This window comes from Streptomyces luteolifulvus, from assembly GCF_008806595.1.
Lineage (GTDB): Bacteria > Actinomycetota > Actinomycetes > Streptomycetales > Streptomycetaceae > Streptomyces > Streptomyces luteolifulvus.
This window is the reverse complement of record NZ_VZRB01000012.1, coordinates 146,644-170,637: the sequence shown is the minus strand read 5'-3', so window position 1 is coordinate 170,637 and position 23,994 is coordinate 146,644. Positions and strand designations below refer to the sequence as shown.

The following is a 23,994-nucleotide window of genomic DNA, read 5'->3' as shown; positions in this document are numbered from 1 at the left end:
ACCCCCGTCCGCCGAGGCGGGGGTGCGCGGCCGGTTCGGCGCGGTCGGCCGGGTCAGCCCACGGTCGCCAGTTCCCTCACGGCGGCGGGTTCCGTGCTCGTGGCACGCGCCTTGAGTGCGGTGCCGAGCAGTACGGCGCCCAGCCCCAGCGCGGCCCACCAAGTGAGCGTCAGGAGGGGCCCCGTCCCCGCAGCACCGTCGAAGAACGACACCGAGCGCAGCAGGCTCGCACCCGCTCCCGGCGGCAGCCACTGACCGATCGTCCCGACCGGCTCCGGCAGCATCTGCGGGGCGGAGGAGGCCGCGGAGAACGGGTTGCCGAGGAACATCACGACGAGCGACATGACGCCGATCCCCGCGGTGCCGATCAGAGCGGCGAGGCCCGCGACAGCGGCGCTCACCGCCAGCGTCGACAGTGCGAACACCCCGGCCTCCGCCCACCAGGCGCCGGTCAGTGCACCGAGCCAGCTGTGTGCGATCGCGGCTGCGATCACGCCCACCAGGGCGGCGGCGCCCGTCAGCGCGGCCACGGCACGGACGCCGCGCAGCCCCAGCAGGGTCACCGCCGCGCCGCCCGCCAGACCGGCCAGGGCCAGTGGCAGCACGCTCGCGCCGAGGGCCGAGCCGCGCGGGTCGGCCGCGGGGGTGGCCATGACGTCGACCGTCTTCACTTGTGTGCCGTCAGCGGCGGCCTGCTCCGCCACGGCCTGCCGCAGCATCTGGGCGACGAGCGGGCTCGCGGCCGACGCCGTGAGCAGTTCGGGACCCTGCGGAGTGACGACGACCGCGCCGTATACGGTCCGGTCCTCGATCGCGTTCCGTGCCGCGGCCTCGTCGTCGTAGCGGTGGATCTCGAAGGCGCCTTCGTGCTGCTGGAGCTGCTTCTCCACCTGCGCCGTCGCGGAGGCGGGGCCGGCCACGCCGAGGGACACGTCCCGGGGTGCCGTGCGGGCGCTCGGCCAGGCGAAGGCCCACAGCGCCAGGGCCGCCAGGAGCGGGACGAGGACGACGACCGCGATCGCGCGCAGGGCGGGAGCCCTGGTGGAGGTGGTGGAAGCGGTGGACATGGGGGTTCTCCTCCCGCGGCCAAAAAGAAGGATCGTTCGTTTTTTGTGTGCTCCCACCGTGCGGCGGCCCGGCCCGTCTTGTCAAGAAGGAACGTTCGTTTTAAATTGGGGGCATGGCACGCGTATCCCAGGCGCACCTCGACGCCCGCCGCCGGCAGATCCTGGACGCCGCGGCGCTCTGCTTCGCCCGCAACGGCTTCCATGCCACGTCCATGCAGGACGTGCTGAAGGAGGCCGGCCTGTCTGCCGGAGCGGTGTACCGCTACTTCAGTGGCAAGGAAGAGCTGATCGCCGCGATCGTCGCCGAGGTGCTCGGACAGGTCCGTGCGGCCTTCGAGGAGGCGGCACAGCAGAGCCCGCCCCCGCCGCCGGACCTCCTCGTCGCCTCGGTCCTCGGCCGGACGCTCGCGGCACGGGAGTCACTGAAGGTCGACGGGGAGCCGGCCTTCCCGCGGCTCGTCATCCAGGTGTGGACGGAGACACTGCGCAACTCCGAACTGGCGGCCGTCCTGCGGGACGGATACGGCGCCGTGCGTCAGGCCTGGGCACGGGTCGCCGAGGCCTACCAGGAAGCCGGGATGATGCGGGCGGACGTGCCCCCGGACGACGTCGCCCGCACGATGATCGCCGCCGTGCTCGGCTTCCTCGCACAGCAGTCCCTGTTCGGCCCCACCCCGGTCGACGTCCTGCGCAACGGCTTGCGGGCCCTGATGAGCATGCCGGACGCGCCCACGCACCTGTGAACGCGCGTGTGGCGGTCACAGCTCGGTTAACGTGACCGAAACCCCGCCCAACTAGCCTGCCGATCCACGCCACCAGGGACTTTGACCCGGGGCTGCGGCATTCCGGACCCCGCACGGTCCGGAGCGAGGACTGTGAGGTGGGACGTGCAACTGACCCCGCACGAGCAAGAGAGGCTGCTCATCCACGTGGCCGCCGACGTGGCGGACAAGCGCCGGGCCCGCGGCCTCAGGCTGAACCACCCCGAGGCCGTCGCGCTCATCACCTCGCACATCCTCGAGGGCGCGCGGGACGGCCGTACGGTCGCCGAGCTGATGTCCTCCGGGCGCAAGCTGCTCACCCGGGACGATGTCATGGAGGGCATCCCCGAGATGATCCACGACGTCCAGGTCGAGGCGACCTTCCCGGACGGCACCAAGCTCGTCACCGTCCACGACCCGATCGTCTGAGGGGGTCTCGATGATTCCCGGCGAGATCCTGTTCGCGGACGATCCGATCGTCTGCAACGACGGCCGTGAGGTCACCCGGCTGACCGTGCTCAACGCCGCCGACCGGCCCGTCCAGGTGGGCTCCCACTACCACTTCGCCGAGGCCAACCCCGGTCTGGACTTCGACCGCGCCGCCGCCCGCGGCAAGCGGCTCAACATCGCCGCCGGGACCGCCGTGCGCTTCGAGCCCGGCATCCCCGTCGACGTCGAGCTCGTCCCGCTCGCCGGCGCCCGCGTCGTCCCCGGCCTGCGCGGGGAGACCGGAGGTGCCCTCGATGCCTGAGATCTCCCGAGCCGCTTACGCCGACCTGTTCGGCCCGACGACCGGTGACCGCATCCGGCTCGCCGACACCGATCTGCTGATCGAGATCGAGGAGGACCGCTGCGGCGGGCCGGGACTCGCCGGTGACGAGGCCGTGTTCGGCGGCGGCAAGGTCATCCGCGAGTCCATGGGCCAGGCGCGTGCCACGCGTGCGGACGGCACTCCGGACACCGTCGTCACGGGCGTGGTGATCGTCGACCACTGGGGGATCGTCAAGGCCGACGTCGGCATCCGCGACGGCCGGATCACCGGGATCGGCAAGGCGGGCAACCCCGACACCATGGACGGCGTGCACCCGGATCTGGTGATCGGTCCCGAGACCGAGGTGATAGCGGGCAACGGACGGATCCTCACCGCGGGCGCCATCGACGCGCACGTCCACTTCATCTGCCCGCAGATCGCCGACGAGGCGCTGTCCGCCGGCATCACGACCCTGGTCGGCGGCGGCACCGGACCGGCCGAGGGCTCGAAGGCGACCACCGTGACACCCGGCCCCTGGCACCTGGCCAGGATGTTCGAGGCGATGGAGGATCACCCGCTCAACCTCGGTCTGCTCGGCAAGGGCAACACCGTCTCGCACGAGGCGATGCTGTCGCAGATCCGCGGCGGCGCGCTCGGCCTCAAACTGCACGAGGACTGGGGGTCGACCCCCGCCGTCATCGACGCCTCGCTGACCGTCGCCGACCGGACCGGCATCCAGATCGCCCTCCACACGGACACCCTCAACGAGGCCGGTTTCGTGGGCGACACGCTCGCCGCGATCGCCGGACGCGGCATCCACGCGTACCACACCGAGGGCGCGGGCGGTGGACACGCGCCGGACATCATGACCGTGGTCTCCGAGCCGTATGTGCTGCCCAGTTCGACCAACCCGACCCGGCCCTTCACCGTCAACACCGCCGAGGAGCACCTCGACATGCTGATGGTGTGCCACCACCTCAACCCGGCCGTCCCCGAGGACCTCGCCTTCGCCGAGTCCAGGATCCGGCCGTCCACCATCGGGGCGGAGGACATCCTCCACGACCTGGGCGCCATCTCGATCATCTCCTCCGACTCCCAGGCCATGGGACGTGTGGGCGAGGTCGTCATGCGGACCTGGCAGACCGCCCATGTCATGAAGCGGCGACGGGGTGCGCTGCCCGGCGACGGACGTGGCGACAACCGCCGGGTACGTCGCTATGTCGCCAAATACACGATCAACCCCGCGCTCGCGCAGGGTCTCGCCCGTGAGATCGGCTCCGTCGAGACCGGCAAGCTCGCCGACCTGGTGCTGTGGGAGCCGGCGTTCTTCGGGGTCAAGCCGCACCTCGTCATCAAGGGCGGGCAGATCGCGTATGCGCAGATGGGCGACGCCAACGCGTCGATTCCGACGCCGCAGCCGGTCCTGCCGCGGCCGATGTACGGGGCGATCGGGCGGGCACCCGCGTCCAACTCGTTCAACTTCGTGGCACCGCTCGCGATCGAGGACGGGCTGCCGGAGCGGCTCCAGCTCGGGAAGCGGTTCATGGCGATCGACTCCACGCGCGGGGTCACCAAGGCCGATCTGCGGGAGAACTCCGCGCGGCCCGAGGTGCGCGTCGACCCCGACAGCTTCGCCGTGCACATCGACGGGGAGCTCGTCGAGGCGACGCCGGCCGCCGAACTGCCCATGGCCCAGCGTTACTTCCTGTTCTGATGTCCGGGGCAGCGCTTCTCGTCCTGGCCGACGGCCGGTTTCCCGCCGGAGGGCATGCGCACTCCGGCGGGGCCGAGGCGGCCGTCAAGGCCGGGCGGATCACGGGGGCCGCGAGCCTGGAGGACTTCTGCCGGGGGCGGCTGCACACGTCGGGGCGGGTCGCGGCGGCGCTGGCGGCGGCGGCCGCACTCGGGGTGGATCCCTCGCTGTTGGACGAGGCCGCGGACGCCCGGACGCCGTCGCCCGCCTTGCGGGCCGTGGCGCGCAGGCTGGGGCGGCAGCTGATGCGGGCCGCTCGTGCGACCTGGCCTGCAGATGAACTCGACGCCGTGGCGGGGCAGTTCCCCAAGGGGGCGCATCAGCCGGTGGTGCTGGGGCTGGCGGCGCGGTCGGCGGGGCTGGGGGCGGCCGATGCGGCGTACTGCGCGGCTTACGAGAGTGTGAGCGGGCCGGCGACGGCGACGGTGCGGCTGCTGAGTCTTGATCCCTTTGAGGCCACGGCGGTGTTGGCTCGGCTGGCCCCGGAGGTGGACCGGGTGGTCGATCTGGCGGCGGAGGCGGCGGGGAGGGTTGCTGAGGAAGGGGTCGATGCGCTGCCCGCGGGGTCCGCGCCGGTTCTGGAGATCTCTGCGGAGGCGCATGCGGGATGGCCTGTGCGTTTGTTCGCGTCGTAGGAGGATGTCGCCCCCGCCGCCCCTGCCCGTCCCGTCTCCAGCGGCTCCGCCCCTTCGACCCCGCCAGGGGGCTTCGACCCCTGGATCCCCATCGGCCTGAACGGCCTCGTCCTCAAGCGCCGGACGGGCCGAGAGTGCCGGCCGGCAGTCCAAGGCACCCGAGAAGACACAAGAGGAGCCGCCCCCATGCATGTTGACCACTCCCCATCCCACGACGGACCCGCCGTCGGCGCCGACGCCCGTCGGGCCGACGGCTCGCGGCGGGCGTTGCGGATCGGGCTCGGTGGGCCCGTAGGGTCCGGGAAGACCGCGACCGTCGCCGCGTTGTGCCGTGCCCTGCGGCAGGAGCTGTCCCTTGCCGTGGTCACCAATGACATCTACACCCGCGAGGACGCGGACTTCCTGCTCCGCGAGGCCGTGCTGCCGCCGGAGCGGATCACCGCCGTGGAGACGGGAGCCTGCCCGCACACCGCGATCCGGGACGACATCTCCGCCAACCTCGAAGCGGTCGAGGACCTGGAGGACGAGGTCGGGCCGTTGGATCTCGTGCTCGTCGAGTCGGGCGGGGACAATCTGACCGCGACCTTCTCCAAGGGGCTCGTCGACGCGCAGATCTTCGTGATCGACGTGGCCGGGGGCGACGACATTCCGCGCAAGGGCGGGCCCGGGGTCACCACGGCCGATCTGCTCGTGGTCAACAAGACCGACCTCGCGCCGTACGTCGGCTCCGATCTCGGGCGGATGGCCGCCGACGCCAAGGCCCAGCGGGCCGAACTCCCGGTCGTCTTCCAGTCGCTCCGGAGCGAGGCCGGCGTGACGGACGTCGCCGCCTGGGTGCGGGCGCGGCTCGCCGAGTGGACGGCATGACGGGGGCGGGCGTACGGGCCACGGCGCGCATCCGGGCACGGGACGACGGCAGAGGGGGCACTTCCCTGCCCGTACTGGAGGGCGACGGGCCGCTGGCGGTGCGCCGGACCCGGGGCAGCGGCGCCGAGGCGAGGGTGATGCTCGTCGGTGCGATGAGCGGGCCGCTCGGCGGAGACCACTTCACCGTGGAGGCCGGTGTGGCGGAGGGGGCCCGGCTGCGGGTCGGGTCGGCCGCCGCGACCATCGCCCTGCCGGGCCAGACGAAGGACGAGGCCCGCTACGACGTGCGGCTCGGTGTCGAAAACGGCGGCGAACTGCACTGGCTGCCCGAGCAGTTGATCTCCGCCCGTGGCAGCGACCTCTATGTCACCACGTATGCCGATCTCGGTGCCACGGCGCGGCTGGTGCTGCGTGAGGAGCAGGTGCTCGGCCGGGCCGGTGAGGAACCCGGGCGGCTCGTCAGCCGTCTTCGTCTGCGGATCGCGGGGCGGACCGTCCTCGACCAGGAGCTGGCCTGCGGGCCCGGGGCGCCGGGCGGCTGGGACGGCCCCGCCGTGCTGGCGGGACATCGTGCCGTGGGTCAACTCCTCGTCGTACGGTCGGAGTTCGCCGCCGAGCCCGTGACGGCGCGGGTGCTGGGCGAGGGGGCCGCGGTCGTGCCGCTGGCCGGGCCCGCCGCGCTGGTGACCGCGGTGGCACCGGATGCGCTGCGGCTGCGCGGGCTGCTGGACCAGGCACAGGCCTCCTTCGCGTAGCTCCGCCGAGCGAACGGCCCTCTCCGTTTATCGGATTGGCAAAGAAGGTCAACTACCCCTGTTCTCAGGGGACTCGCAGTGGAGAGGATCTCCGTACCAATCGCAACGATGTACGGGGAGGTCCCACTTGAGGGACGTCAGACCAAAGAGCCGGGCGATGGCGCTCGGTTCGGCCGGCGTGTTCGTCACGGCGACACTGATCGCGGGCGCCGTGGCGCCCTCCGCCAGTGCGAGCACGGGGAGCCGGCCCGGACAGGACCGTGAGGCCCGCGGTGCGGCGATCGCCGCGGAGCGGGCCGCGAAGGCCGGGGTCGACTGGCAGGACTGTCCGGCCGACTGGGGGCTGGAGAAGCCGATCCAGTGCGGCTGGGTCACGGTGCCGCTCAACTACGCCAAGCCGAACGGCAAGCAGATCAAGCTGGCCGTCGACCGCATCGGCAACACCGGGACCAAGGCGGAGCGCCAGGGCGCGCTCATCTACAACCCCGGCGGTCCGGGCGGTTCCGGCCTGCGCTTCCCGCGCCGTGTCACCACCAAGAACCCCCTGTGGGTGAACACGTCGAAGGCGTACGACTTCGTGGGCTTCGACCCGCGCGGTGTCGGCCACTCCGCGCCGATCTCCTGCATCGACCCGCAGGAGTTCGTGAAGGCGCCCAAGGCGGACCCGGTGCCGGACTCCGCGGCCGACAAGCGCGCCCAGCGCAAGCTCGCCCGTGAGTACGCGGACGGCTGCCACGAGCGCAGCGGCGAGATGCTGCCGCACATGACCACGCCGAACACCGCGCGCGACCTGGATGTGATCCGGGCGGCTCTCGGTGAGAAGAAGCTCAACTTCCTGGGCGTCTCCTACGGCACGTACATCGGCGCCGTCTACGGCACGCTGTTCCCGGGCCATGTCCGCCGGATGATCGTCGACAGCGTGGTCAACCCGTCGCGGGAGAAGATCTGGTACGAGGCCAACCTCGACCAGGACGTCGCCTTCGAGGGGCGCTGGAAGGACTGGCAGGACTGGGTCGCCGCCAACGACGCCGCCTTCCACCTCGGCACGACCCGCGCCGCCGTCCAGGACCAGTGGCTCAAGCTGCGCGCCACGGCCAAGAAGAACCCCATCGGCGGGGTGGTCGGCCCGGCCGAGCTGATCGCGTTCTTCCAGAGCGCCCCGTACTACGACTCGTCGTGGGTGCCCGTCGCAACGGTGTTCAGCAAGTACGTGGCCGGCGACACGCAGGCGCTCGTCGACGCCGCCGCACCGGACCTGTCCGACACTGCGGGCAACGCCGCCTCGGAGAACAGCAACGCCGTCTACACGGCGGTGGAGTGCGCCGACGCCAAGTGGCCCACCAACTGGCGGAAGTGGGACCGGGACAACACGCGGCTGCACAAGAACCACCCGTTCATGACGTGGGCCAACGCGTGGATGAACCTGCCCTGCGCCACCTGGTCGGCCAAGCAGCAGACCCCGCTGAAGGTGAAGACCGGCGAGGGCCTGCCCGGGGTGCTGATCGTGCAGTCCGAGCGTGACGCGGCCACCCCCTACGAGGGCGCCGTCGCACTGCACAAGCGCTTCAAGGGCTCCCGTCTCATCACCGAGAAGAACGCGGGCTCCCACGGTGTGACCGGCCTGGTCAACCCGTGTGTCAACGAGCGGGTGGACGCCTACCTGCTCACCGGCAAGCTGGACGCGGCCGACGTGACGTGCACGCCGCACGCCACGCCGAAGCCGTAGCAGCCGGCAGTCGTACGAGGTGAGGGGCGGCCGGGACCACCGGCCGCCCCTTTCTCATGCCGAGGCGAGCCAGGCGTCCTCCGCCGCATAGTCGAACAGGTCGCCGTACACTTCGAACATCTTCGGATAGGCCTCCCGCCAGTCCCGCCCTGCCAGTTGCCGCTCGATCCAGGCGACGGTGCCGGGCAGGGTCTGCGCGTAGCGGGCCACCGCGCGGTAGCCCAACTCCCGCTCTGCGGCCGACATGTCGCAGACGACAGGCACGGGGACCGACCAGGGCGTGTCACCCACGGCGGGTGCCGGAGCGGGTCCGTCGACCAGGACGCTCTCCGTCTCGACGCCCATCACCTCGTCGATGGCCCTCGCGATCTCCGCCACCGTCGGCGCGTCCGGATCCACGGCGTTGAGCACACGGGTGCCCGGACGGGAGGCGGCGAGCCGGATCAGCTCCGCGATGGTGTGGACACTTGCCGGATGGAACCGGCTCCGGCCGCCGAAGGCGAGCACGCGCCGGCGCCGCCCGTCGAGATTGCGCTTGACGAAGTAGAGCTCGCGCGGGGTCCGGCAGTGCGGTCCGTGGATCGCGCCCGCCCGCAACAGCGTCGTGGGCAACTGCTCGCCCACGGCGAGGAGTTCGTGCTCCAGTCCTGCTTTGCGGGTGCTGTACGAGGACTCGCCGGGCGCGATCGTGCGCTGGTTCTCCGTGATCGGCACCGGGTACTCGGGGAAGCCGTCCGGCTCCTGCTGGGTGTCGAAGGTGCGGCCCTTGTCGTCCTCGTACACCGACACGCTGGAGATGACCACGGCCGAGCCGACCCGGTCGGCGAGAGAAGTCAACTGCCGTGCGTGCTCCGGGCCGTAGGCGACCATGTCCACCAGGACGTCGCAGCCGTCGCCGACCACGGCGGCAAGGGCCCCGTCCTCCCCCCGGTCGGCGGGCGCGACCCGCACGCCGTCGGGCCAGTCCTCGTCCCGCCCGCCGCCCCGCGAGACGGCCGTCACCTGCCAGCCGTCCCTGGCCAGCGCACCCACGGCCACCCGCCCGATCTGCCCCGTCGCCCCGATCACCACTGCACGTCTCATGCCGCGACGGTACGGGCGTCCCCCTGCCCTGTGCCACGGTGTTCTGCCGACGGCAGACGGGAAGGGGCGGTCAGCTGAGCGGTATCCGCGGGAAGCGGCGCTCCTTGTCCGCGCGGGCCGCGGCCTCCTCGGCCTTTGCGACGGTGGCGTACTGGTCGACGTACTCCTGCTCGGACAGCGACAGGATCGCGTACATGATCTCGTCGGTGACGGCGCGCAGGATCGCCTTCTCGTTCTCCATGCCGGCGTACCGGGAGAAGTCGAGGGGCTTGCCGAAGCGGATCACCACGGGGTGGATGTTCGGAATCACCTTGCCGGGCGGCTGTGCCTCGAAGGTGCCGATCATGGCGCAGGGGATGACCGGGACCTGGGCCTTGAGCGCCATCACCGCGACGCCGACCTTGCCCTTGTAGAGGCGGCCGTCGTGGGAGCGCGTGCCCTCCGGGTAGATGCCGAGCAGTTCGTTCTTGCGCAGTACCCCGAGTCCTTCGCGGATCGCGGCCCGGCCCGCCTCCTTGCCGGTGCGGTCGACCGGGATCTGCCCCGCGCTGCGGAAGAAGGCCGCGGTGAGGCGGCCCTTGAGCCCGCCTCCCGTGAAGTACTCCTTCTTCGCCAGGAAGGTGATGCGCCGCTTGAGGACCGCGGGCATCAGGAAGTGGTCGGAGAACGACAGATGGTTGCCCGCCACGATCGCCGGGCCCGACTGCGGTACGTGTTCGAGGCCTTCGATGCGGGGCCGGAAGACCAGTCTCAGCAGAGGACCCAGCAACACGTATTTGAGCACGTAGTAGAACAAGGGGTTCGCTCCTCACTCCGGCGGATCGCCTCAACCGCCGTGTTCCAGCAGGTCAAACGGCGTGTCGTGGGGGGTGTCAGTCTAGGTGCAGGCTTGGTCACTGGGAACCTGCACGGGCCGCGTGGCGCAATCACCGGGTACCTCTGGCGGGCGGCCGCCTCTTGAACCCCAGGGCTCATGTGCTGTACCACGCACGGGATCTGACGGTCCGTCATAGTCGCACCACGATCAGCGCCGTGTCGTCGGTGGCACCGCCGGACGGCAGCAGCTCCAGCAGAACGGCGTCCGCGAGCCGCTCGGGTTCCGCCGCGCGGTGGCGCGTGAGGGAGCCGGCGAGGCGGGCCAGACCCGTGTCGATGTCTTCGTGGCGCCGCTCGATCAGACCGTCGGTGTAGAGCACGAGCGTCGCCCCGTCGGTGAACGTGGTGGCGGCCTGCACCCTCGGACCGGGATCGGGAGGGGCGTCCAGCGGGGGATCGGTGGCCCGGTCGAGGAACTCCACCCGGCCGTCGGGGTGGACCAGGGCGGGTGGAGGGTGGCCGGCGCTGCTGTAGGTGATGGTGCGCTGGTCGAAGTCGACGAAGGTGGTGGCCGCGGTGGCCGACTCGGCGCCGTCGACGACATGGGCGTATCTCCCCAGGACGTCCAGTGCCTCGGCGGGGCCCGCGGCGACACGGGACGCGGCACTGAGCGCGCTGCGCAGCTGGCCCATCACCCCCGCGGCCTCCAGCCCGTGACCGACCACGTCGCCCACGGACACGCCCAGCCGGTGGCCGCCCACCAGGTCGACCAGGTCGTACCAGTCCCCGCAGACGTTCAGCGCACCGACGGCGGGCCGGTAGCGTACGGCGGCCCGGTGATGGCCCAGCTGACGGGGAGCGGGCAGCATCGCCTCCTGCAGGGCGAGGGCGACCTCGCGCTCGCGGGCGTGGGCCTGGCGCAGCCGGTCGTTGAGGTCCTGGAGTTCGCGGGCGCGGGTGTACAACTCGGCCTCCAGCACCCGCGCTCTGCTCCCGCTGGGGCCGCCGCGGGCCCGGATCAGCTCGGTGACCTCCTCGACCCGGTGCACCACCAGCACCACCTTGCCGTCCGGGCCGTGTACCGGGGCGTTGACCGGACTCCAGTAGCGCTCCTCCCACTCCCCGGGCCGGTCGGCGTCCTCCACGTCGTACCGCTGCAGCGCCATCGTGTCGCGCTCGCCGGTCGCGAGGACCCGCTGCAGCGAGGCCTCCAGATGGCGCATGCCCGTCGCGCCGGAGTCGTTCGGATTGTCCGGGAAGACGTCGAAGAGAAAGCGGCCGACCACCTGCTCGCGGCGGCGCCCGGCCACCCGGAGGAACTCCTCGTTCGCGTCCGCGTACACGAGGTCGGGCGTGAGTAGTGCCACCATGCCGGGCAGGGCCTGGAACACCGCCGCGTAATCGATCGCCGAGTCATTCATGGTTCCCGCTCTCGCCACCGGGAGGACCAGTTTCCCACGATGTGCCCGGTTGGGGCGGATCCGTGGAGCGGGGGAGCGGGTCAGGCCATGGAGCAGGACCGAGGGGCAAGGCGAGCCGGACGGGTCACCGGGAACGGCGGCAGGGCTTGGCTGACGGCGGGTGGCGGCGGGGCGGGGCGGTGTGCCGCCGGCCTGCGGCGACCTGGCACACCGCCCCGCGGGCACCCCGACCCAGGGCGTTGGCGTTCAGCCGGTCCACCCCGGATTCCGCCCGCTCGTCGCCAGCGCCCGGTCCAAGGCCGAGGCGTCGGCGGCCACCGTCACGGGCGGGCCGAAACTGCCGTTGGCGCGGGCCTGCTCGGCTATCTGCTCGACCACGCCCAGGGCGGCCTTCGCGGTCTCCTCGCTGACGACGAAGGGCCGGCCCGTGGCACGTGCCAGGTCCCAGCCGTGCACGGCGAGTTCCTCCAGGGTGATCGCCGCGGCGAAGGCGGCCGGCATCTCTCCCGGGCCGAACTCGGTGCTGCCCTCGTACGCCGCCGGGTCGGCCCAGGCCGCAGCGGCGCGGTCGGCTGCCTCGGCCACGGCGGACGGTGACATGGATGCGGTGCCCTCGTCGGGCTGCTGCTCCTTGCGGGCCGCTCGCTCGGAGCCGGTCAGCGTGTCGCCCAGGTGGTCGAGGAGGTCGGCGACGGAGAACTTCTCGCAGGGCGTGCGGTCGCCGAGCTGATCGGGGCGGATGCCGGACGCCGTCGCCACCACGACGTCCGCGCACTCCCGGATGGCGGGGTACAGGCTGCTGTTCATGAGTTCTCTCCTTCGGATGCGCCGGTGAAGAAGGGGGCGGGCTCGCCCGTCTCGGCATAGGTCTTGAGCTGGACGAACTTCGTCGCCCAGCCGTAGGTGAAGTCCCGGTAGGCGTCGTCCACCGCGGGGAAGCCGGCGTGGGTGAAGCGAAGGGTCACCCCGCCCTCGGGGCGGTCCAGGACCTCGTAGGTCTGCACGGTGCCGGTCCACGGGCCGTTCTCGCCCGCCAGGACGAGGCGCTTGCCGGCCTCCGCCTCGGTCACGCGCAGCCGCCACGGCTCCGGTACGCCCGGGAAGCTCAGCTCGTACAGACCGCCCACGCCCTGCTCGGCGGTCGCGGTGGTGGTGAACCAGCGGTGGATGCCCTCGGTCGTGGAGATCGCCGCGTACACGGTGTGCGGGGCGGCCTCGATGTGCAGCTGCAGTGCGATGTCAGCCATGGCGTGTGCTCCTTGCCGGGTCGCCGCGGCGGATGTGCCGCGGCCAAAACCACTCGCTTTAGTGAAGACTAAAATGACATCGTCTCGATGGCAAGTTCAAGTGGTGGCTAAAATGACCTGCATGGATGCGGTACGGGCGGTCGCCGAGCCTCGGCGGCGCGAGATCCTGCGGCTGGTCTGGGACGCGGAGCTGTCCGCGGGCGAGATCGCCGAGCGGTTCGACGTCACCTTCGGAGCGGTGTCCCAGCACCTCAAGGTGCTCAGGGACTCCGGCCTCGTTACGCTGCGCCAGGACGGAAAGAAGCGCTTCTACCGGGCCAACCGCGAGGGCATGGGACCGCTGGCCGACTATCTGCAGTCCATGTGGGCGGCACGGCTCGACACCCTCGCCGAACTGGCGGAGGCCGCCGAGCGGGACGAACGGGCCGGTACCTCCGAAGGGGCGAACCCTTGAACGCAACAGATGTGGTCGTCGTCGAACGGCATATCGCCGCCCGGCCCGAGACGGTGTTCTCCTACTTCACCGACCGGGACAAGTGGCTGTCCTGGATGGGCACGGACGGCGAGTTCACCTTCGAACCCGGCGGCAGCTACCGGACGAACGTCAATCGTGACAACGTCGCCGAGGGCCGCTTCGTCGCCGTCGACCCGCCCAAACGGATCGTCTTCACCTGGGGATGGGCCGAGGGCGGAATGGATCTGCCGCCCGGCACCACCACGGTCGAGATCACCCTCGAACCGGTCGACGGCGGCACCCTGTTGCGTCTGGTCCACAGCGGCCTGCCCACGCCGGAGGCGTGCGCGGCGCACGAGGAGGGCTGGATCCACTACGTGGGGCGGCTCGCGGCGGTGGCCGCGGGCGGCGACCCCGGGCCGGACCACTGGATGCAGCAGCCCTGACGAGGTCGGGACGTGGGAGAGCCCGCCGGACATCCGGCGGGCTCTCGCGACGATCGGGCGTCAGGCGCCCTGCGTCAGAACCTTCTCCAGCGCTCCGATCGCGCCCTCCAGCTCCTCGCCGGTGATCGTCAGCGGCGGCGCCAGGCGGATCGTGGAGCCGTGGGTGTCCTTGACCAGGACCCCTTCCTGCATGAGCCGGGCGCTCACCTCGCGGCCGGTGCCGATGGCCGGGTCGATGTCGACGCCCGCCCACAGCCCGCGCGCCCGGAATCCGACGACGCCCCGGCCCACCAGGTCCGTGAGTCCGTTGCGCAGCAGCACGCCCAACTCGGCGGCCCGGAGCTGGAACTCACCCGTCTCCAGCAGCTCGACCACCGCGGTGCCGACCGCGGCCGCGAGCGGATTGCCGCCGAACGTCGACCCGTGCTCGCCCGGCCGCAGCACGCCGAGCACATCGCGGCGGCCCACCACCGCGGACACCGGCACGATGCCGCCGCCCAGCGCCTTGCCGAGGAGCACCAGGTCGGGGACGACCGACTCGTGCTCGACGGCGAGGGTGCGGCCGGTGCGGCCGAGCCCCGACTGGATCTCGTCCGCGATGAACAGGCACCTCTTGCGGCGGGTCAGCTCCCGTACGCCGGCCAGGTAGCCCTCGTCCGGGATGATGACGCCGGCCTCGCCCTGGATGGGCTCGATCAGCACGGCCGCCGTCGTCTCGTCGACCGCCGCCTCCAGCGCGGCCAGGTCGTTGTACGGGACGATCCGGAAGCCCGGCGTGAACGGGCCGAAGCCCGTCCGGGCCGTCTCGTCCGTGGAGAAGCTGACGATCGTCGTCGTACGGCCGTGGAAGTTGTCGGCCGCGACCACGATCGTCGCCTGGTCGGCGGGCACGCCCTTCACCTCGTAGGCCCACTTGCGGGCCACCTTGATGCCGCTCTCGACCGCCTCGGCGCCGGTGTTCATCGGCAGCACCATGTCCTGGCCCGTCAACGCGGCCAGCCGCTCGGCGAATTCGGCGAGCCGGTCGTTGTGGAAGGCGCGCGAGGTGAGCGTCAGGCGGTCGAGCTGCTGGTGGGCCGCATCGATCAGCGCGGGGTGACGGTGGCCGAAGTTCAGGGCCGAGTAGCCGGCCAGCATGTCGAGATAGCGGCGGCCCTCGACGTCCTCCACCCAGGTGCCCTCGGCGCGGGCGACGACCACCGGCAGCGGGTGGTAGTTGTGCGCCAGGACCGGCTCCTCGGCGGCGATCAGGTCGGCGGACGAACGCGTACGGACGGGGGCGGTCATGAGCGGATCTCCTGAGTGCAGCACTTGATGCCGCCGCCGGCCTTCCGGAACTCGGACAGGTCGACGGGGACGGGGACGTAGCCGTGGTCGTCGAGGCGGGCGGCGAGCGTCTCGGCCTGCGGCGTGATGAAGACATGGCGGCCGTCGGACACGGAGTTGAGGCCGAACGCCACCGCGTCCTCGCGGGTGGCGAGCACCGCGTCCGGATACAGCCGTGCCAGCACCTCGCGGCTGCCCGCCGAGAAGGCTTCCGGGTAGTACGCGATGTTGTCGTCGTCGAGGACGAAAAGGGCGGTGTCCAGGTGGTAGAAGTGCGGGTCCACCAGCGTCAGGCTGATCACCGGATGGCCGAAGAACTCCTGCACCTCGCGGTGCGCATCGCGCGTGGTCCGGAAACCGGTGCCGGCCAGCACGTACCGGCCCGTCCAGACCAGGTCGCCCTCGCCCTCGCACACGGCCTCGGGCCGGTACACGTCGAAGCCCGCCGTCTTGAACCATGTCTCGTAGTGCGTGGACTCGGGACGGCGCTCGGGCGCGTGGAAGAGGGAGCCGAAGACACGGCCGCCGACGACGACCGCCGAGTTCGCGGCGAAGACCATGTCCGGGAGACCGGGGACCGGCTCCACCGTGTCGACGGTGTGGCCGTGGGTGCGGTAGGCGCTGATCAGCGCCTGCCACTGCTCCTGGGCCAGGTCGACGTCGACATGGGTGTCGGGATGCATCCAGGGGTTGATCGCGTACTGCACGGCGAAATGTCTGGGTTCGCAGACGAGGTAGCGCCGCCGGCGCTGCACACGGGTGTCGGACACAGAGGGGTTCCTCCGCTTCCTGCGGTGTCGACTAGGGGTTGACACAAAGGTAGAAAGCGACCCCGACGCCCGACAAGAAACAAGAGCTGCGTGTTTGCGCAGCAATGCTGCGTTCTTTCGCCTGTCAGCGCACGTCTGATGCGTCACCCAGGGCAATGTCGGGCACGGTCTGGACGGCACCCGCCTCGGCACTCTCCGGGATGAGGTGGGACAGCACCATCACACTGATCGTCTTCCGGATGAACGGCTCCACCCGGATCCGCTCCAGCACCTCCTCGAAGTGCCCCACGTCCCGCGCCCGCACATGCAGCAACGCGTCCGCGCCACCCGTGACCGTCATCGCCGCCGTGATCTCCGGATGGTTGCGCACCACCTCCGCGAGCCGCCGCGGAGGGGCCGCGCCCTCGCAGTACACCTCGACGTACGCCTCGGTCCGCCAGCCCAGCGCCGACGGCCGCACCGTGGCCGTGAACCCGGTGATCACCCCCGTGTCGCGCAGCCGGTCCACCCGTCGCTTGACCGCCGTCGAGGACAGGCCGACCGCCGCCCCGATCTCGGCGAAACTGGTCCTGGCGTTCGCCATCAGAGCCGTGATGATCTTCCGGTCGAGCTCGTCGAACGGGAGGGTCCTGCTGTTCATGACGGCACTGTATCCAGCCACGACGGCCACGCCCGGCACATGTCCTAACGTGCGGATTGCTCCTACACTCCACGTTCATGCTGCGCGCCCTCGCCGTCGACGACGAACGCCCCTCGCTCGAGGAGCTGCTCTACCTCCTGAACGCGGACCCCCGGGTCAGCACCGCCGAGGGCGCCGGCGACGCGACCGAGGCGCTGCGCCGGATCAACCGTGCGCTTCAGTCCGGGCCCGGCGGGCCGGAGGCCATCGACGTCGTCTTCCTCGACATCCATATGCCCGGCCTCGACGGACTGGATCTGGCCCGGCTGCTGTCCGGCTTCGCCGAGCCGCCGCTCGTCGTGTTCGTCACCGCCCACGAGGACTTCGCCGTCCAGGCCTTCGACCTCAAGGCCGTGGACTACGTGCTCAAACCGGTGCGCAAGGAACGGCTCGCGGAAGCCGTCCGCCGGGCCGCCGAGCGCAGCGACGCCGCCCCCCGGATCCCCGTGCACGAGCCCGACCCCGACCACATACCCGTCGAGCTGGGCGGCGTGACCCGCTTCGTCGCCGTCGACGACATCACGCATGTCGAGGCCCGCGGCGACTACGCCCGGCTGCACACCGACAAGGGCAGCCACCTCGTCCGCATCCCGCTGTCCGCCCTGGAGGAACGCTGGCGGTCCCGCGGCTTCGTCCGCATCCACCGCCGCCATCTCGTCGCCCTGCGCCACGTTGGAGAACTCCGACTGGACGCCGGCACCGTGAGCGTCCTGGTCGGCGGCGAGGAACTCCAGGTCAGCCGCAGGCACGCGCGCGAACTGCGGGATCTGCTGATGAGGAGGTCGTGAGGTGCCCCAGGACCCCGGCGAACGCCGTGTCGTCGTCACCGGCCCGCCCCGGCGGGCCCGCCGCGCCTTCGGCTACTACCGGCCGCGCACCGAGATAGACGAGCAGACCACCCTCGGCCACACCTATGTGCGCTCCCTGATGCGCACCCAACTGCGGGCCGCCCTCGCCGTGTTCGCGGTCCTGGGGATGCTGATCGGCCCGCTGCCGCTGGTCTTCGCGGCGATGCCGGACGCCCGCCGCCTGGAATGGGCGGTGCTCGGCTTCTGCCTGTACGTCCCGCTGGTGCTGCTGGCCCGCTGGTACGTCCGGCGCGCGGAGCGCAACGAACGGGACTTCGTGCGCCTGGTCGAGGACCGCTGAGGCCGTGAACTCCGGCTACGCCGTCTCCGCAGTCGCCCTCGTCGTCGTGGCGACCGTCCTCGTCGGTGCGTTCGGCCTGCGCATCTCCCGGACCACCTCCGACTTCTACGTCGCCTCCCGCACCGTCGGCCCCCGACTGAACGCGGCCGCCATCAGCGGCGAGTACCTCTCGGCCGCCTCCTTCCTCGGCATCGCGGGCCTGGTCCTGGTGCAGGGCCCCGACATGCTCTGGTACCCGGTCGGCTACACCGCCGGCTACCTGGTCCTCCTGCTGTTCGTCGCCGCCCCGCTGCGCCGCTCCGGCGCCTACACGCTGCCCGACTTCGCCGAGGCCCGCCTCGCCTCCCAGGCGGTACGCCGGCTGGCCGGGGCCTTCGTCGTCGGCGTCGGCTGGCTCTATCTGCTGCCCCAGCTCCAGGGCGCCGGGCTGACGCTGGCCGTGCTCACCGGCGCGCCCGACTCGCTCGGCGGGGTGATCGTGGCGGTCGTCGTGGTGGCGACCGTCGCCGCCGGCGGCATGCGCAGCATCACCTTCGTGCAGGCCTTCCAGTACTGGCTCAAGCTCACCGCCCTGCTCGTCCCCGCCCTCTTCCTGGTCCTCGCCTGGCAGGGCGACGGGGCGCCCCGCCGCGCCTTCGAGGAACCGGTGACCTTCCGCGAGCAGCGGGTCGTCCGCGTCGACGACAGCCTCGACCTCCAGCTGGACCGGCCGCTGACTGTCACGGTGAACGGCACGGTCGACGGCCGCCCGCACGACGACCAGCGGCTCCGCCTGCCGGCCGGAACGCACCGCATCGAGCAGGGCACCCGGCTGACCTTCGACCGGGGCGCCACCGTCCCGGCCGCCGACCGCGGCAGCAACGGCGGCATGTCCACCTCCCTGGCCACGGGCCGCGAGGAGCGCCCGCTGTACGCCACGTACGGGCTGATCCTCGCCACCTTCTTCGGCACCATGGGCCTGCCGCACGTCGTCGTGCGCTTCTACACCAGCCCGCACGGAGTCGCCGCCCGCCGCACCACGGTCGCCGTCCTCGCCCTGATCGGCGCCTTCTATCTCCTGCCGCCCGTGTACGGCGCGCTCGGCAGGCTCTACGCCCCCGAGCTCGCCCTCACCGGCGACGCCGACGCCGCCGTCCTGCTGCTGCCGGAGCGCATGATCGGCGGCGTGGGCGGCGATCTGCTCGGCGCGCTGGTGGCGGGCGGGGCCTTCGCCGCGTTCCTGTCCACGGCATCCGGGCTGACCATGGCCGTGGCGGGCGTGCTGACACAGGACGTGCTGCCCACCCGGGGCGTACGGCACTTCAGACTCGGCACGGTGCTCGCGATGGCCGTGCCGCTCGCGGCCAGCGTGCTGGTCGGCGGGCTGCCGGTCGCCGACGCCGTCGGACTGGCCTTCGCCGTCTCCGCCTCGTCCTTCTGCCCGCTGCTCGTCCTCGGCATCTGGTGGCGGCGGCTGACCCCGCCCGGCGCGGCCGCCGGGATGCTGGTGGGCGGCGGCGCCGCGTTCGTGGCCGTGGCCGCCACCATGGCGGGGCTGCCCGGCACGGGCCGGCTGCACGCCCTGCTCGCCTGGCCCGCGCTGTGGTCGGTGCCCCTGGGCTTTCTCACCATGGTGCTGGTGTCCCTGGCCACCTCCGGCCGGGTCCCTCCGGGGACGGCGGCGGTCCTCGCCCGCTTCCATCTGCCGGAGGAACTGCGCGCGGAGGTGAAGGCTTGACCAGCCGCCGACCGGAGGTGAGCGCATGAGCGGATTCCTGGCCGGACTCTGCGTGGCCGTGCTCCCGCTGCTGGCCGCGGGGTTCTGGCTCGGCCGGCGCACCGCGCGCCCGCACAACCTCGGCGGGCTCGGCACCCCCGTCGAGCACGCGACCTTCCAGACCCTGCACACCGCCTCCCTCGCCGCGCCCCCGCTGCGGGCCGGGCTGACGGAGGAGACCGCGCGCAAGTCCGCCCGTGGACTGCGCTCCCTGCTCGGCACGGACGCGCTCTGTCTGACCGACCAGTCGGAGGTCCTGGTCTGGGACGGGGCGGGCGGCCACCACCGCACCGAGATCACCGAACGCCTCGCGGGCCCTTTGGAGACCGGCCGCGGCGAGGCCTTCCGGCTGACCTGCGACGCCCCCGACTGCCCGGTCCGCTGGGCGGTCATCGCCCCGCTCACCGTCGACGACCGTGTGTACGGCGCCCTCGTCGCCTGCGCGCCCCGCGAGTCCGCCGTGCTGGTACGGGCCGCCGGAGAGGTCGCCCGCTGGGTCTCCGTACAACTGGAGCTCGCCGATCTGGACCGGTCCCGCACCCGTCTCATCGAGGCCGAGATCAAGGCCCTGCGGGCCCAGATATCCCCGCACTTCATCTTCAACTCACTCGCGGTGATCGCCTCGTTCGTCCGCACCGACCCCGAACGCGCCCGCGAACTCCTCCTGGAATTCGCCGACTTCACCCGCTACTCGTTCCGCAGACACGGCGACTTCACCACGCTCGCCGACGAACTCCACGCCATCGAGCACTACCTGGCGCTCGTCCGGGCACGCTTCGGCGACCGCCTCTCCGTCACCCTCCAGATCGCCCCCGAGGTGCTGCCGGTCGCCCTGCCCTTCCTGTGCCTGCAGCCGCTCGTCGAGAACGCCGTCAAGCACGGGCTGGAGGGCAGGGCGGCGACCGCCGGCAAGAGCCACATCAGCATCACCGCACAGGACGCCGGCGCCGAGGCCCTCGTGGTGATCGAGGACGACGGCGCCGGAATGGACCCCGAGGTGCTGCGCCGCATCCTCGCCGGTGAGGTCAGCCCGTCCGGTGGCATCGGGCTGTCCAACGTCGACGACCGGCTCCGTCAGGTCTACGGAGACGACCACGGCCTCGTCATCGAGACGGCCGTGGGAGCGGGGATGAAGATCACCGCCCGGCTGCCGAAGTACCAGCCGGGGGTGCACTCGGCGGGGCGGCTCACCGCCGGGTGAGGGTCAGGCACTGCGGGTGGCGATCATCCCGAGAGTGATCAGTCCCAGCACGACCCAGCCGAACCACAGCCAGCCGTTGCTGCCGAGTGCCACCGTGTAGGCCGTCACCACGACGAGTCCGCCGACGGTGAGCACCCCCATCGTCTTCGTGGAACCGTTCGTAGAACCGGGCATCGCAACACCCTCCTCATGGTTCGGTCCCCTCCATGGTGCCCCCGTCGTGCCGGGCCGGCCTGAGGAAGTTCAGTTTCCGCGAGCGTTGAGCGAGGCCAGATAGGCGTTGTACGCCTCCAGCTCCTTGTCGCCGTCCCGGTCGGCCGCCCGGTCCTTGCGCCGGGCCTGCCGCTGCTCCGAGGCGTACCACTGGAACAGCAGCGCGATCAGCACCAGCACGGACGGGATCTCACTGAACGCCCAGGCGATGCCGCCGGCCGCGTTCTGGTCCGACAGCGCGTCGATGCCGAGGGAGGCGGGCGGGTTCTTGAACGTCTCGACCATGGGCGCGGACGCCATCATCAGCGCGATGCCGAAGAACGCGTGGAACGGCATGCCCGCGAAGAGCTCCAGCATGCGCATCAGATAGCCCGGCCGGCTGGGCCCCGGATCCACACCCATGATCGGCCAGAAGAAGACGACGCCGACGGCGAGGAAGTGCACCATCATCGCGATGTGCCCCGCCTTGGAGCCCATCAGGAAGTCGAACAGCGGAGTGAAGTAGAGCGCGTACAGGCTGGCGATGAACATCGGGATGGTGAACACGGGGTGCGTGACGATCCGCATGTACCGGCTGTGCAGAAGCATCAGCAGCAGCTCCCGCGGCCCCTTGCGGCCCCGCCCCGCCGTGGGCAGCGCGCGCAGCGCCAGCGTGATCGGGGCGCCGAGCAGGATCAGGATGGGCGACAGCATGCTGATGACCATGTGCTGCACCATGTGCACGCTGAACATGACCATGCCGTAGTCGTTGAGCTTGGTGCACATCACGAGCGCGATGCTCAGCACCCCGACGACGTACGCGACCGTCCGCCCCACCGGCCACGCGTCCCCCCGCCGCCGCAGCCGCACCACACCCCAGCCGTAGAGTCCGAGCCCCAGGAGGCAGGCGACGAGGAAGAACGGGTCCGCGGACCACTCGAGCCCCCGCCCCAGCGTGAACGGCGGCAGCTCCATGGTCGTGCCGTGCCCGCTGTGATCCATCCAACGGCTCCTGTTTCGTACGGGTTGTGCGCTGTCTGTCCGGACCCAGAGTAGAACCGCCCCCGGTCACTGTTGCGACCGGGGGCGGGGGAGCCTGCTCGGGCCCGACGTCAGAGAACACACTCCGCCTCGGCGTACCGCCCCGCGGGAACCGTTTTCAGCGTCTCCACCGCCTCCGCGAGCGACACCATCACGATGTCCGTCCCCCGCAGCGCGGTCATCCGCCCGAACTCGCCCCGGTGCACCGCCTCCACCGCGTGCCACCCGAACCGCGTGGCCAGCACCCGGTCGTACGCCGTGGGCGTCCCGCCGCGCTGGACATGCCCGAGGATGACCGGCCGGGCCTCCTTGCAGAGCCGCTCCTCCAGCTCGACCGACAGCTGCCGCGCGATCCCGGCGAAGCGCTCATGGCCGTAGATGTCCTTGCCGCCCTCGTCGAAGTCCATGGAACCGGCCTTCGGCTTGGCCCCTTCCGCGGCGACGACGATCGCGAACCGCTTGCCGGCCTCGAACCGCTCGCCGACCCGCGCCGCCAACTCCTCGATGTCGAAGGGGCGTTCCGGTACGACGATGGCGTGGGCGCCCGCCGCCATGCCGGAGTGCAGCGCGATCCAGCCGGTGTGGCGGCCCATGACCTCCACGATCAGCACGCGCTGGTGGGACTCGGCGGTGGTCTTGAGCCGGTCCAGGGCCTCGGTCGCGACGCCCACCGCCGTGTCGAAGCCGAAGGTCACGTCCGTGACCGCGATGTCGTTGTCGATGGTCTTCGGCACGCCGACGATCGGCAGGCCGTTGTCCGACAGCAGCCGGGCCGCCTTGAGCGTGCCCTCGCCGCCGATCGGGATGATCGCGTCGAGCCCGAGCTCCGCCACGTGGCCCTTGGCCCGCGCGACGCCGTCCCGCAGATGCTCGGGACGGACCCGGGAGGAGCCGAGGATCGTGCCGCCGCGAGCCAGGATGCCGCTCACCGCGTCGAGGTCGAGCTTGAGGTAGTCACACTCCAGGAGGCCCTTCCAGCCGTCCCGGAAGCCGATGACCTCGTCGCCGTGGTCGACGACGGCACGGTGCACGACGGACCGGATGACGGCGTTCAGGCCGGGGCAGTCGCCGCCGGACGTGAGGACACCAATACGCATAGCCCGAAACAACCTTCTCAACGTGGGCCGGGTCCGGACCACGCTGTCCGGTTCGATCCCCGCCAGCCTAGCGGCATGAGGGGGCGGGGCCGCACTGCCCGTCCGCCTGCTGGACGGGCCCGCTCACCTGTGCGGAAGGGCCGTCAGACGGGCTGGTTACACCTGGCGGAACCGGTGGTGTACCTGGCTCACGCAGGCTGCTCCGCAACTGTGATCACGCAGGCTGCTCCGCAACTGTGATCACGCAGGCTGCTCCGCAACTGTGATCACGCAGGCTGCTCCGCAGCCGCGATGCGCTCGTTGCGCAGCGCCTCGAACCAGCGGTCGTCGGTCGGCGGCAGCGCGTTCACATCGAGCGCCAGCTTCAGCAGCAGGTCGGCGAGCAGCGGGTTCCGTGCGAACACCGGCCCGTGCATGTACGTACCGAAGACCGTGTCGTTGTACGCGCCCTCCGTGCCGTCTCCCGTGCCGTTGCCCCGGCCGGCGCGCACCTGGGCGAGCGGGCGGGCCGCCGGGCCGAGGTGGGTGACGCCCTGGTGGTTCTCGAACCCGGTCAGCTGGGGCAGGCCCAGCCGCGGGTCGATGTCGGCGAGCACGTCACCGACGCACCGCTCACCCTCGCCGCGCACCGAGACCACGTCGAGCAGGCCGAGTCCGGGCTCGCGCTGGCCGAGGTCGTTGATGAACTCGTGGCCGAGGATCTGGTAGCCGGCGCACACCGAGAACACGATCGCGCCGTTCTCGACCGCACGCGTCAGACCGCTGTCGCGGCGCAGCCGCTCGGCCGCGAGCCGCTGCGGCCGGTCCTCTCCGCCGCCGATCAGATAGATGTCGCCGGAGGTCGGGATGGGCTGGTCGCTGCGCACGTCGAGGCGGGCCACGTCGAGGCCGCGCTGCCGGGCCCGGCGCTCCACGACGAGGACGTTGCCCTGGTCGCCGTAGGTGCTGAGCAGGTCCGGGTAGACCCAGACGATCCGCAGGCTGTTGTCGCTCATGAAGTC

The 23,994-nt window shown here is 71.4% G+C and carries 27 protein-coding genes; 14 read left to right on the top strand and 13 right to left on the bottom strand.

Annotation, left to right across the window (positions count from 1 at the left end; all coding sequences use genetic code 11):
- Window positions 1-53 precede the first annotated feature (53 nt).
- Window positions 54-1,067: an ABC transporter permease gene (locus F7R91_RS19475; RefSeq protein WP_150950336.1), complete on the bottom strand. Its 1,014-nt coding sequence runs from the start codon at window positions 1,065-1,067 to the stop codon at window positions 54-56.
- A gap of 113 nt (window positions 1,068-1,180) precedes the next feature.
- On the opposite strand from F7R91_RS19475, the gene F7R91_RS19470 reads away from it, so the two are divergent.
- The 8 genes from F7R91_RS19470 (at window position 1,181) to F7R91_RS19435 (ending at window position 8,315) form a co-directional block, all read left to right on the top strand.
- Entirely contained in the window at window positions 1,181-1,810 is a 630-nt protein-coding gene (locus tag F7R91_RS19470) for a TetR/AcrR family transcriptional regulator (protein ID WP_150950335.1), read from the top strand.
- Between the two features lie 144 nt (window positions 1,811-1,954).
- Window positions 1,955-2,257, top strand: a complete 303-nt coding sequence (locus F7R91_RS19465; protein WP_150950334.1) for an urease subunit gamma — start codon at window positions 1,955-1,957, stop codon at window positions 2,255-2,257.
- Between the two features lie 10 nt (window positions 2,258-2,267).
- Window positions 2,268-2,579: an urease subunit beta gene (locus F7R91_RS19460; protein ID WP_150950333.1), complete on the top strand. Its 312-nt coding sequence runs from the start codon at window positions 2,268-2,270 to the stop codon at window positions 2,577-2,579.
- Window positions 2,572-4,293 carry an urease subunit alpha gene (locus F7R91_RS19455; protein ID WP_150950332.1) on the top strand — a complete coding sequence of 574 codons (1,722 nt, stop codon included), beginning with the start codon at window positions 2,572-2,574 and terminating at the stop codon, window positions 4,291-4,293. The genes F7R91_RS19460 and F7R91_RS19455 overlap by 8 nt, the downstream gene beginning before the upstream one ends.
- Window positions 4,293-4,967 carry an urease accessory protein UreF gene (locus F7R91_RS19450; protein WP_150950331.1) on the top strand — a complete coding sequence of 225 codons (675 nt, stop codon included), beginning with the start codon at window positions 4,293-4,295 and terminating at the stop codon, window positions 4,965-4,967. Before F7R91_RS19455 ends, F7R91_RS19450 begins: the two co-directional genes overlap by 1 nt.
- 186 nt (window positions 4,968-5,153) lie before the next feature.
- Window positions 5,154-5,834, top strand: a complete 681-nt coding sequence (gene ureG / locus F7R91_RS19445) for an urease accessory protein UreG (protein WP_150950330.1) — start codon at window positions 5,154-5,156, stop codon at window positions 5,832-5,834.
- Complete coding sequence (locus tag F7R91_RS19440; RefSeq protein WP_150950403.1) at window positions 5,831-6,589, top strand: urease accessory protein UreD; 759 nt, start codon at window positions 5,831-5,833, stop codon at window positions 6,587-6,589. Before ureG ends, F7R91_RS19440 begins: the two co-directional genes overlap by 4 nt.
- A gap of 157 nt (window positions 6,590-6,746) precedes the next feature.
- Window positions 6,747-8,315: an alpha/beta hydrolase gene (locus F7R91_RS19435; RefSeq protein ID WP_150950329.1), complete on the top strand. Its 1,569-nt coding sequence runs from the start codon at window positions 6,747-6,749 to the stop codon at window positions 8,313-8,315.
- A gap of 54 nt (window positions 8,316-8,369) precedes the next feature.
- Here the strand turns inward: F7R91_RS19435 and F7R91_RS19430 are convergent, their stop codons facing one another.
- The 5 genes from F7R91_RS19430 to F7R91_RS19410 form a co-directional block, all read right to left on the bottom strand.
- Window positions 8,370-9,398, bottom strand: a complete 1,029-nt coding sequence (locus F7R91_RS19430; protein ID WP_150950328.1) for an NAD-dependent epimerase/dehydratase family protein — start codon at window positions 9,396-9,398, stop codon at window positions 8,370-8,372.
- Window positions 9,399-9,468: 70 nt separating this feature from the next.
- Window positions 9,469-10,194 (bottom strand): lysophospholipid acyltransferase family protein, encoded by a 726-nt coding sequence (locus tag F7R91_RS19425; protein ID WP_150950327.1) that lies wholly within the window; start codon window positions 10,192-10,194, stop codon window positions 9,469-9,471.
- 211 nt (window positions 10,195-10,405) lie between these two features.
- On the bottom strand, window positions 10,406-11,635 hold the full coding sequence (locus tag F7R91_RS19420) for a PP2C family protein-serine/threonine phosphatase (protein ID WP_150950326.1): 1,230 nt from the start codon (window positions 11,633-11,635) through the stop codon (window positions 10,406-10,408).
- A 246-nt stretch (window positions 11,636-11,881) separates the two neighbouring features.
- Window positions 11,882-12,442: a TIGR03086 family metal-binding protein gene (locus F7R91_RS19415; protein ID WP_150950325.1), complete on the bottom strand. Its 561-nt coding sequence runs from the start codon at window positions 12,440-12,442 to the stop codon at window positions 11,882-11,884.
- Window positions 12,439-12,882, bottom strand: coding sequence for an SRPBCC family protein (locus F7R91_RS19410; RefSeq protein ID WP_150950324.1), 444 nt, complete (start codon window positions 12,880-12,882; stop codon window positions 12,439-12,441). Before F7R91_RS19410 ends, F7R91_RS19415 begins: the two co-directional genes overlap by 4 nt.
- 121 nt (window positions 12,883-13,003) lie before the next feature.
- Here F7R91_RS19410 and F7R91_RS19405 point away from each other — a divergent pair, with 121 nt between their 5' ends.
- Together F7R91_RS19405 and F7R91_RS19400 are read left to right on the top strand one after the other, a co-directional pair.
- Window positions 13,004-13,336, top strand: a complete 333-nt coding sequence (locus F7R91_RS19405) for an ArsR/SmtB family transcription factor (RefSeq protein ID WP_150950323.1) — start codon at window positions 13,004-13,006, stop codon at window positions 13,334-13,336.
- Window positions 13,333-13,782, top strand: coding sequence for an SRPBCC family protein (locus F7R91_RS19400; protein ID WP_150950322.1), 450 nt, complete (start codon window positions 13,333-13,335; stop codon window positions 13,780-13,782). Before F7R91_RS19405 ends, F7R91_RS19400 begins: the two co-directional genes overlap by 4 nt.
- A gap of 60 nt (window positions 13,783-13,842) precedes the next feature.
- On the opposite strand, the gene rocD is transcribed toward F7R91_RS19400, so the two are convergent.
- The 3 genes from rocD to F7R91_RS19385 form a co-directional block, all read right to left on the bottom strand.
- Window positions 13,843-15,069 (bottom strand): ornithine--oxo-acid transaminase, encoded by a 1,227-nt coding sequence (gene rocD / locus F7R91_RS19395; protein WP_150950321.1) that lies wholly within the window; start codon window positions 15,067-15,069, stop codon window positions 13,843-13,845.
- On the bottom strand, window positions 15,066-15,878 hold the full coding sequence (ddaH, locus tag F7R91_RS19390; RefSeq protein ID WP_150950320.1) for a dimethylargininase: 813 nt from the start codon (window positions 15,876-15,878) through the stop codon (window positions 15,066-15,068). The genes rocD and ddaH overlap by 4 nt, the downstream gene beginning before the upstream one ends.
- 124 nt (window positions 15,879-16,002) lie before the next feature.
- Window positions 16,003-16,518, bottom strand: a complete 516-nt coding sequence (locus F7R91_RS19385) for an Lrp/AsnC family transcriptional regulator (RefSeq protein ID WP_150950319.1) — start codon at window positions 16,516-16,518, stop codon at window positions 16,003-16,005.
- Between the two features lie 77 nt (window positions 16,519-16,595).
- Between F7R91_RS19385 and F7R91_RS19380 the strand changes: the two genes are divergently transcribed.
- Genes F7R91_RS19380 through F7R91_RS19365 form a run of 4 tightly spaced genes read left to right on the top strand, consistent with a single transcriptional unit; the run spans window position 16,596 to window position 20,663 of the window.
- Window positions 16,596-17,345, top strand: a complete 750-nt coding sequence (locus F7R91_RS19380; RefSeq protein ID WP_150950318.1) for a LytR/AlgR family response regulator transcription factor — start codon at window positions 16,596-16,598, stop codon at window positions 17,343-17,345.
- Between the two features lies 1 nt (window position 17,346).
- Window positions 17,347-17,706: a hypothetical protein gene (locus F7R91_RS19375; RefSeq protein WP_150950317.1), complete on the top strand. Its 360-nt coding sequence runs from the start codon at window positions 17,347-17,349 to the stop codon at window positions 17,704-17,706.
- A 4-nt stretch (window positions 17,707-17,710) separates the two neighbouring features.
- Window positions 17,711-19,423, top strand: coding sequence for a sodium/solute symporter (locus tag F7R91_RS19370; protein WP_150950316.1), 1,713 nt, complete (start codon window positions 17,711-17,713; stop codon window positions 19,421-19,423).
- Between the two features lie 25 nt (window positions 19,424-19,448).
- The gene (locus F7R91_RS19365) at window positions 19,449-20,663 is read left to right on the top strand and encodes a sensor histidine kinase (protein WP_150950315.1); all 1,215 of its coding nucleotides are present in this window, start codon (window positions 19,449-19,451) and stop codon (window positions 20,661-20,663) included.
- A 3-nt stretch (window positions 20,664-20,666) separates the two neighbouring features.
- On the opposite strand, the gene F7R91_RS19360 is transcribed toward F7R91_RS19365, so the two are convergent.
- From F7R91_RS19360 to F7R91_RS19345, 4 genes are all read right to left on the bottom strand, one after another.
- Window positions 20,667-20,837, bottom strand: a complete 171-nt coding sequence (locus F7R91_RS19360; protein ID WP_150950314.1) for a hypothetical protein — start codon at window positions 20,835-20,837, stop codon at window positions 20,667-20,669.
- Window positions 20,838-20,906: 69 nt separating this feature from the next.
- Window positions 20,907-21,857 carry a cytochrome c oxidase assembly protein gene (locus F7R91_RS19355; RefSeq protein ID WP_150950313.1) on the bottom strand — a complete coding sequence of 317 codons (951 nt, stop codon included), beginning with the start codon at window positions 21,855-21,857 and terminating at the stop codon, window positions 20,907-20,909.
- 110 nt (window positions 21,858-21,967) lie between these two features.
- Window positions 21,968-22,993: a 6-phosphofructokinase gene (locus F7R91_RS19350; protein ID WP_150950312.1), complete on the bottom strand. Its 1,026-nt coding sequence runs from the start codon at window positions 22,991-22,993 to the stop codon at window positions 21,968-21,970.
- Between the two features lie 266 nt (window positions 22,994-23,259).
- A complete protein-coding gene (locus F7R91_RS19345; protein ID WP_150950311.1) occupies window positions 23,260-23,988 on the bottom strand; it encodes a type 1 glutamine amidotransferase in 729 nt (242 codons plus the stop codon).
- Between the last annotated feature and the right edge of the window lie 6 nt (window positions 23,989-23,994).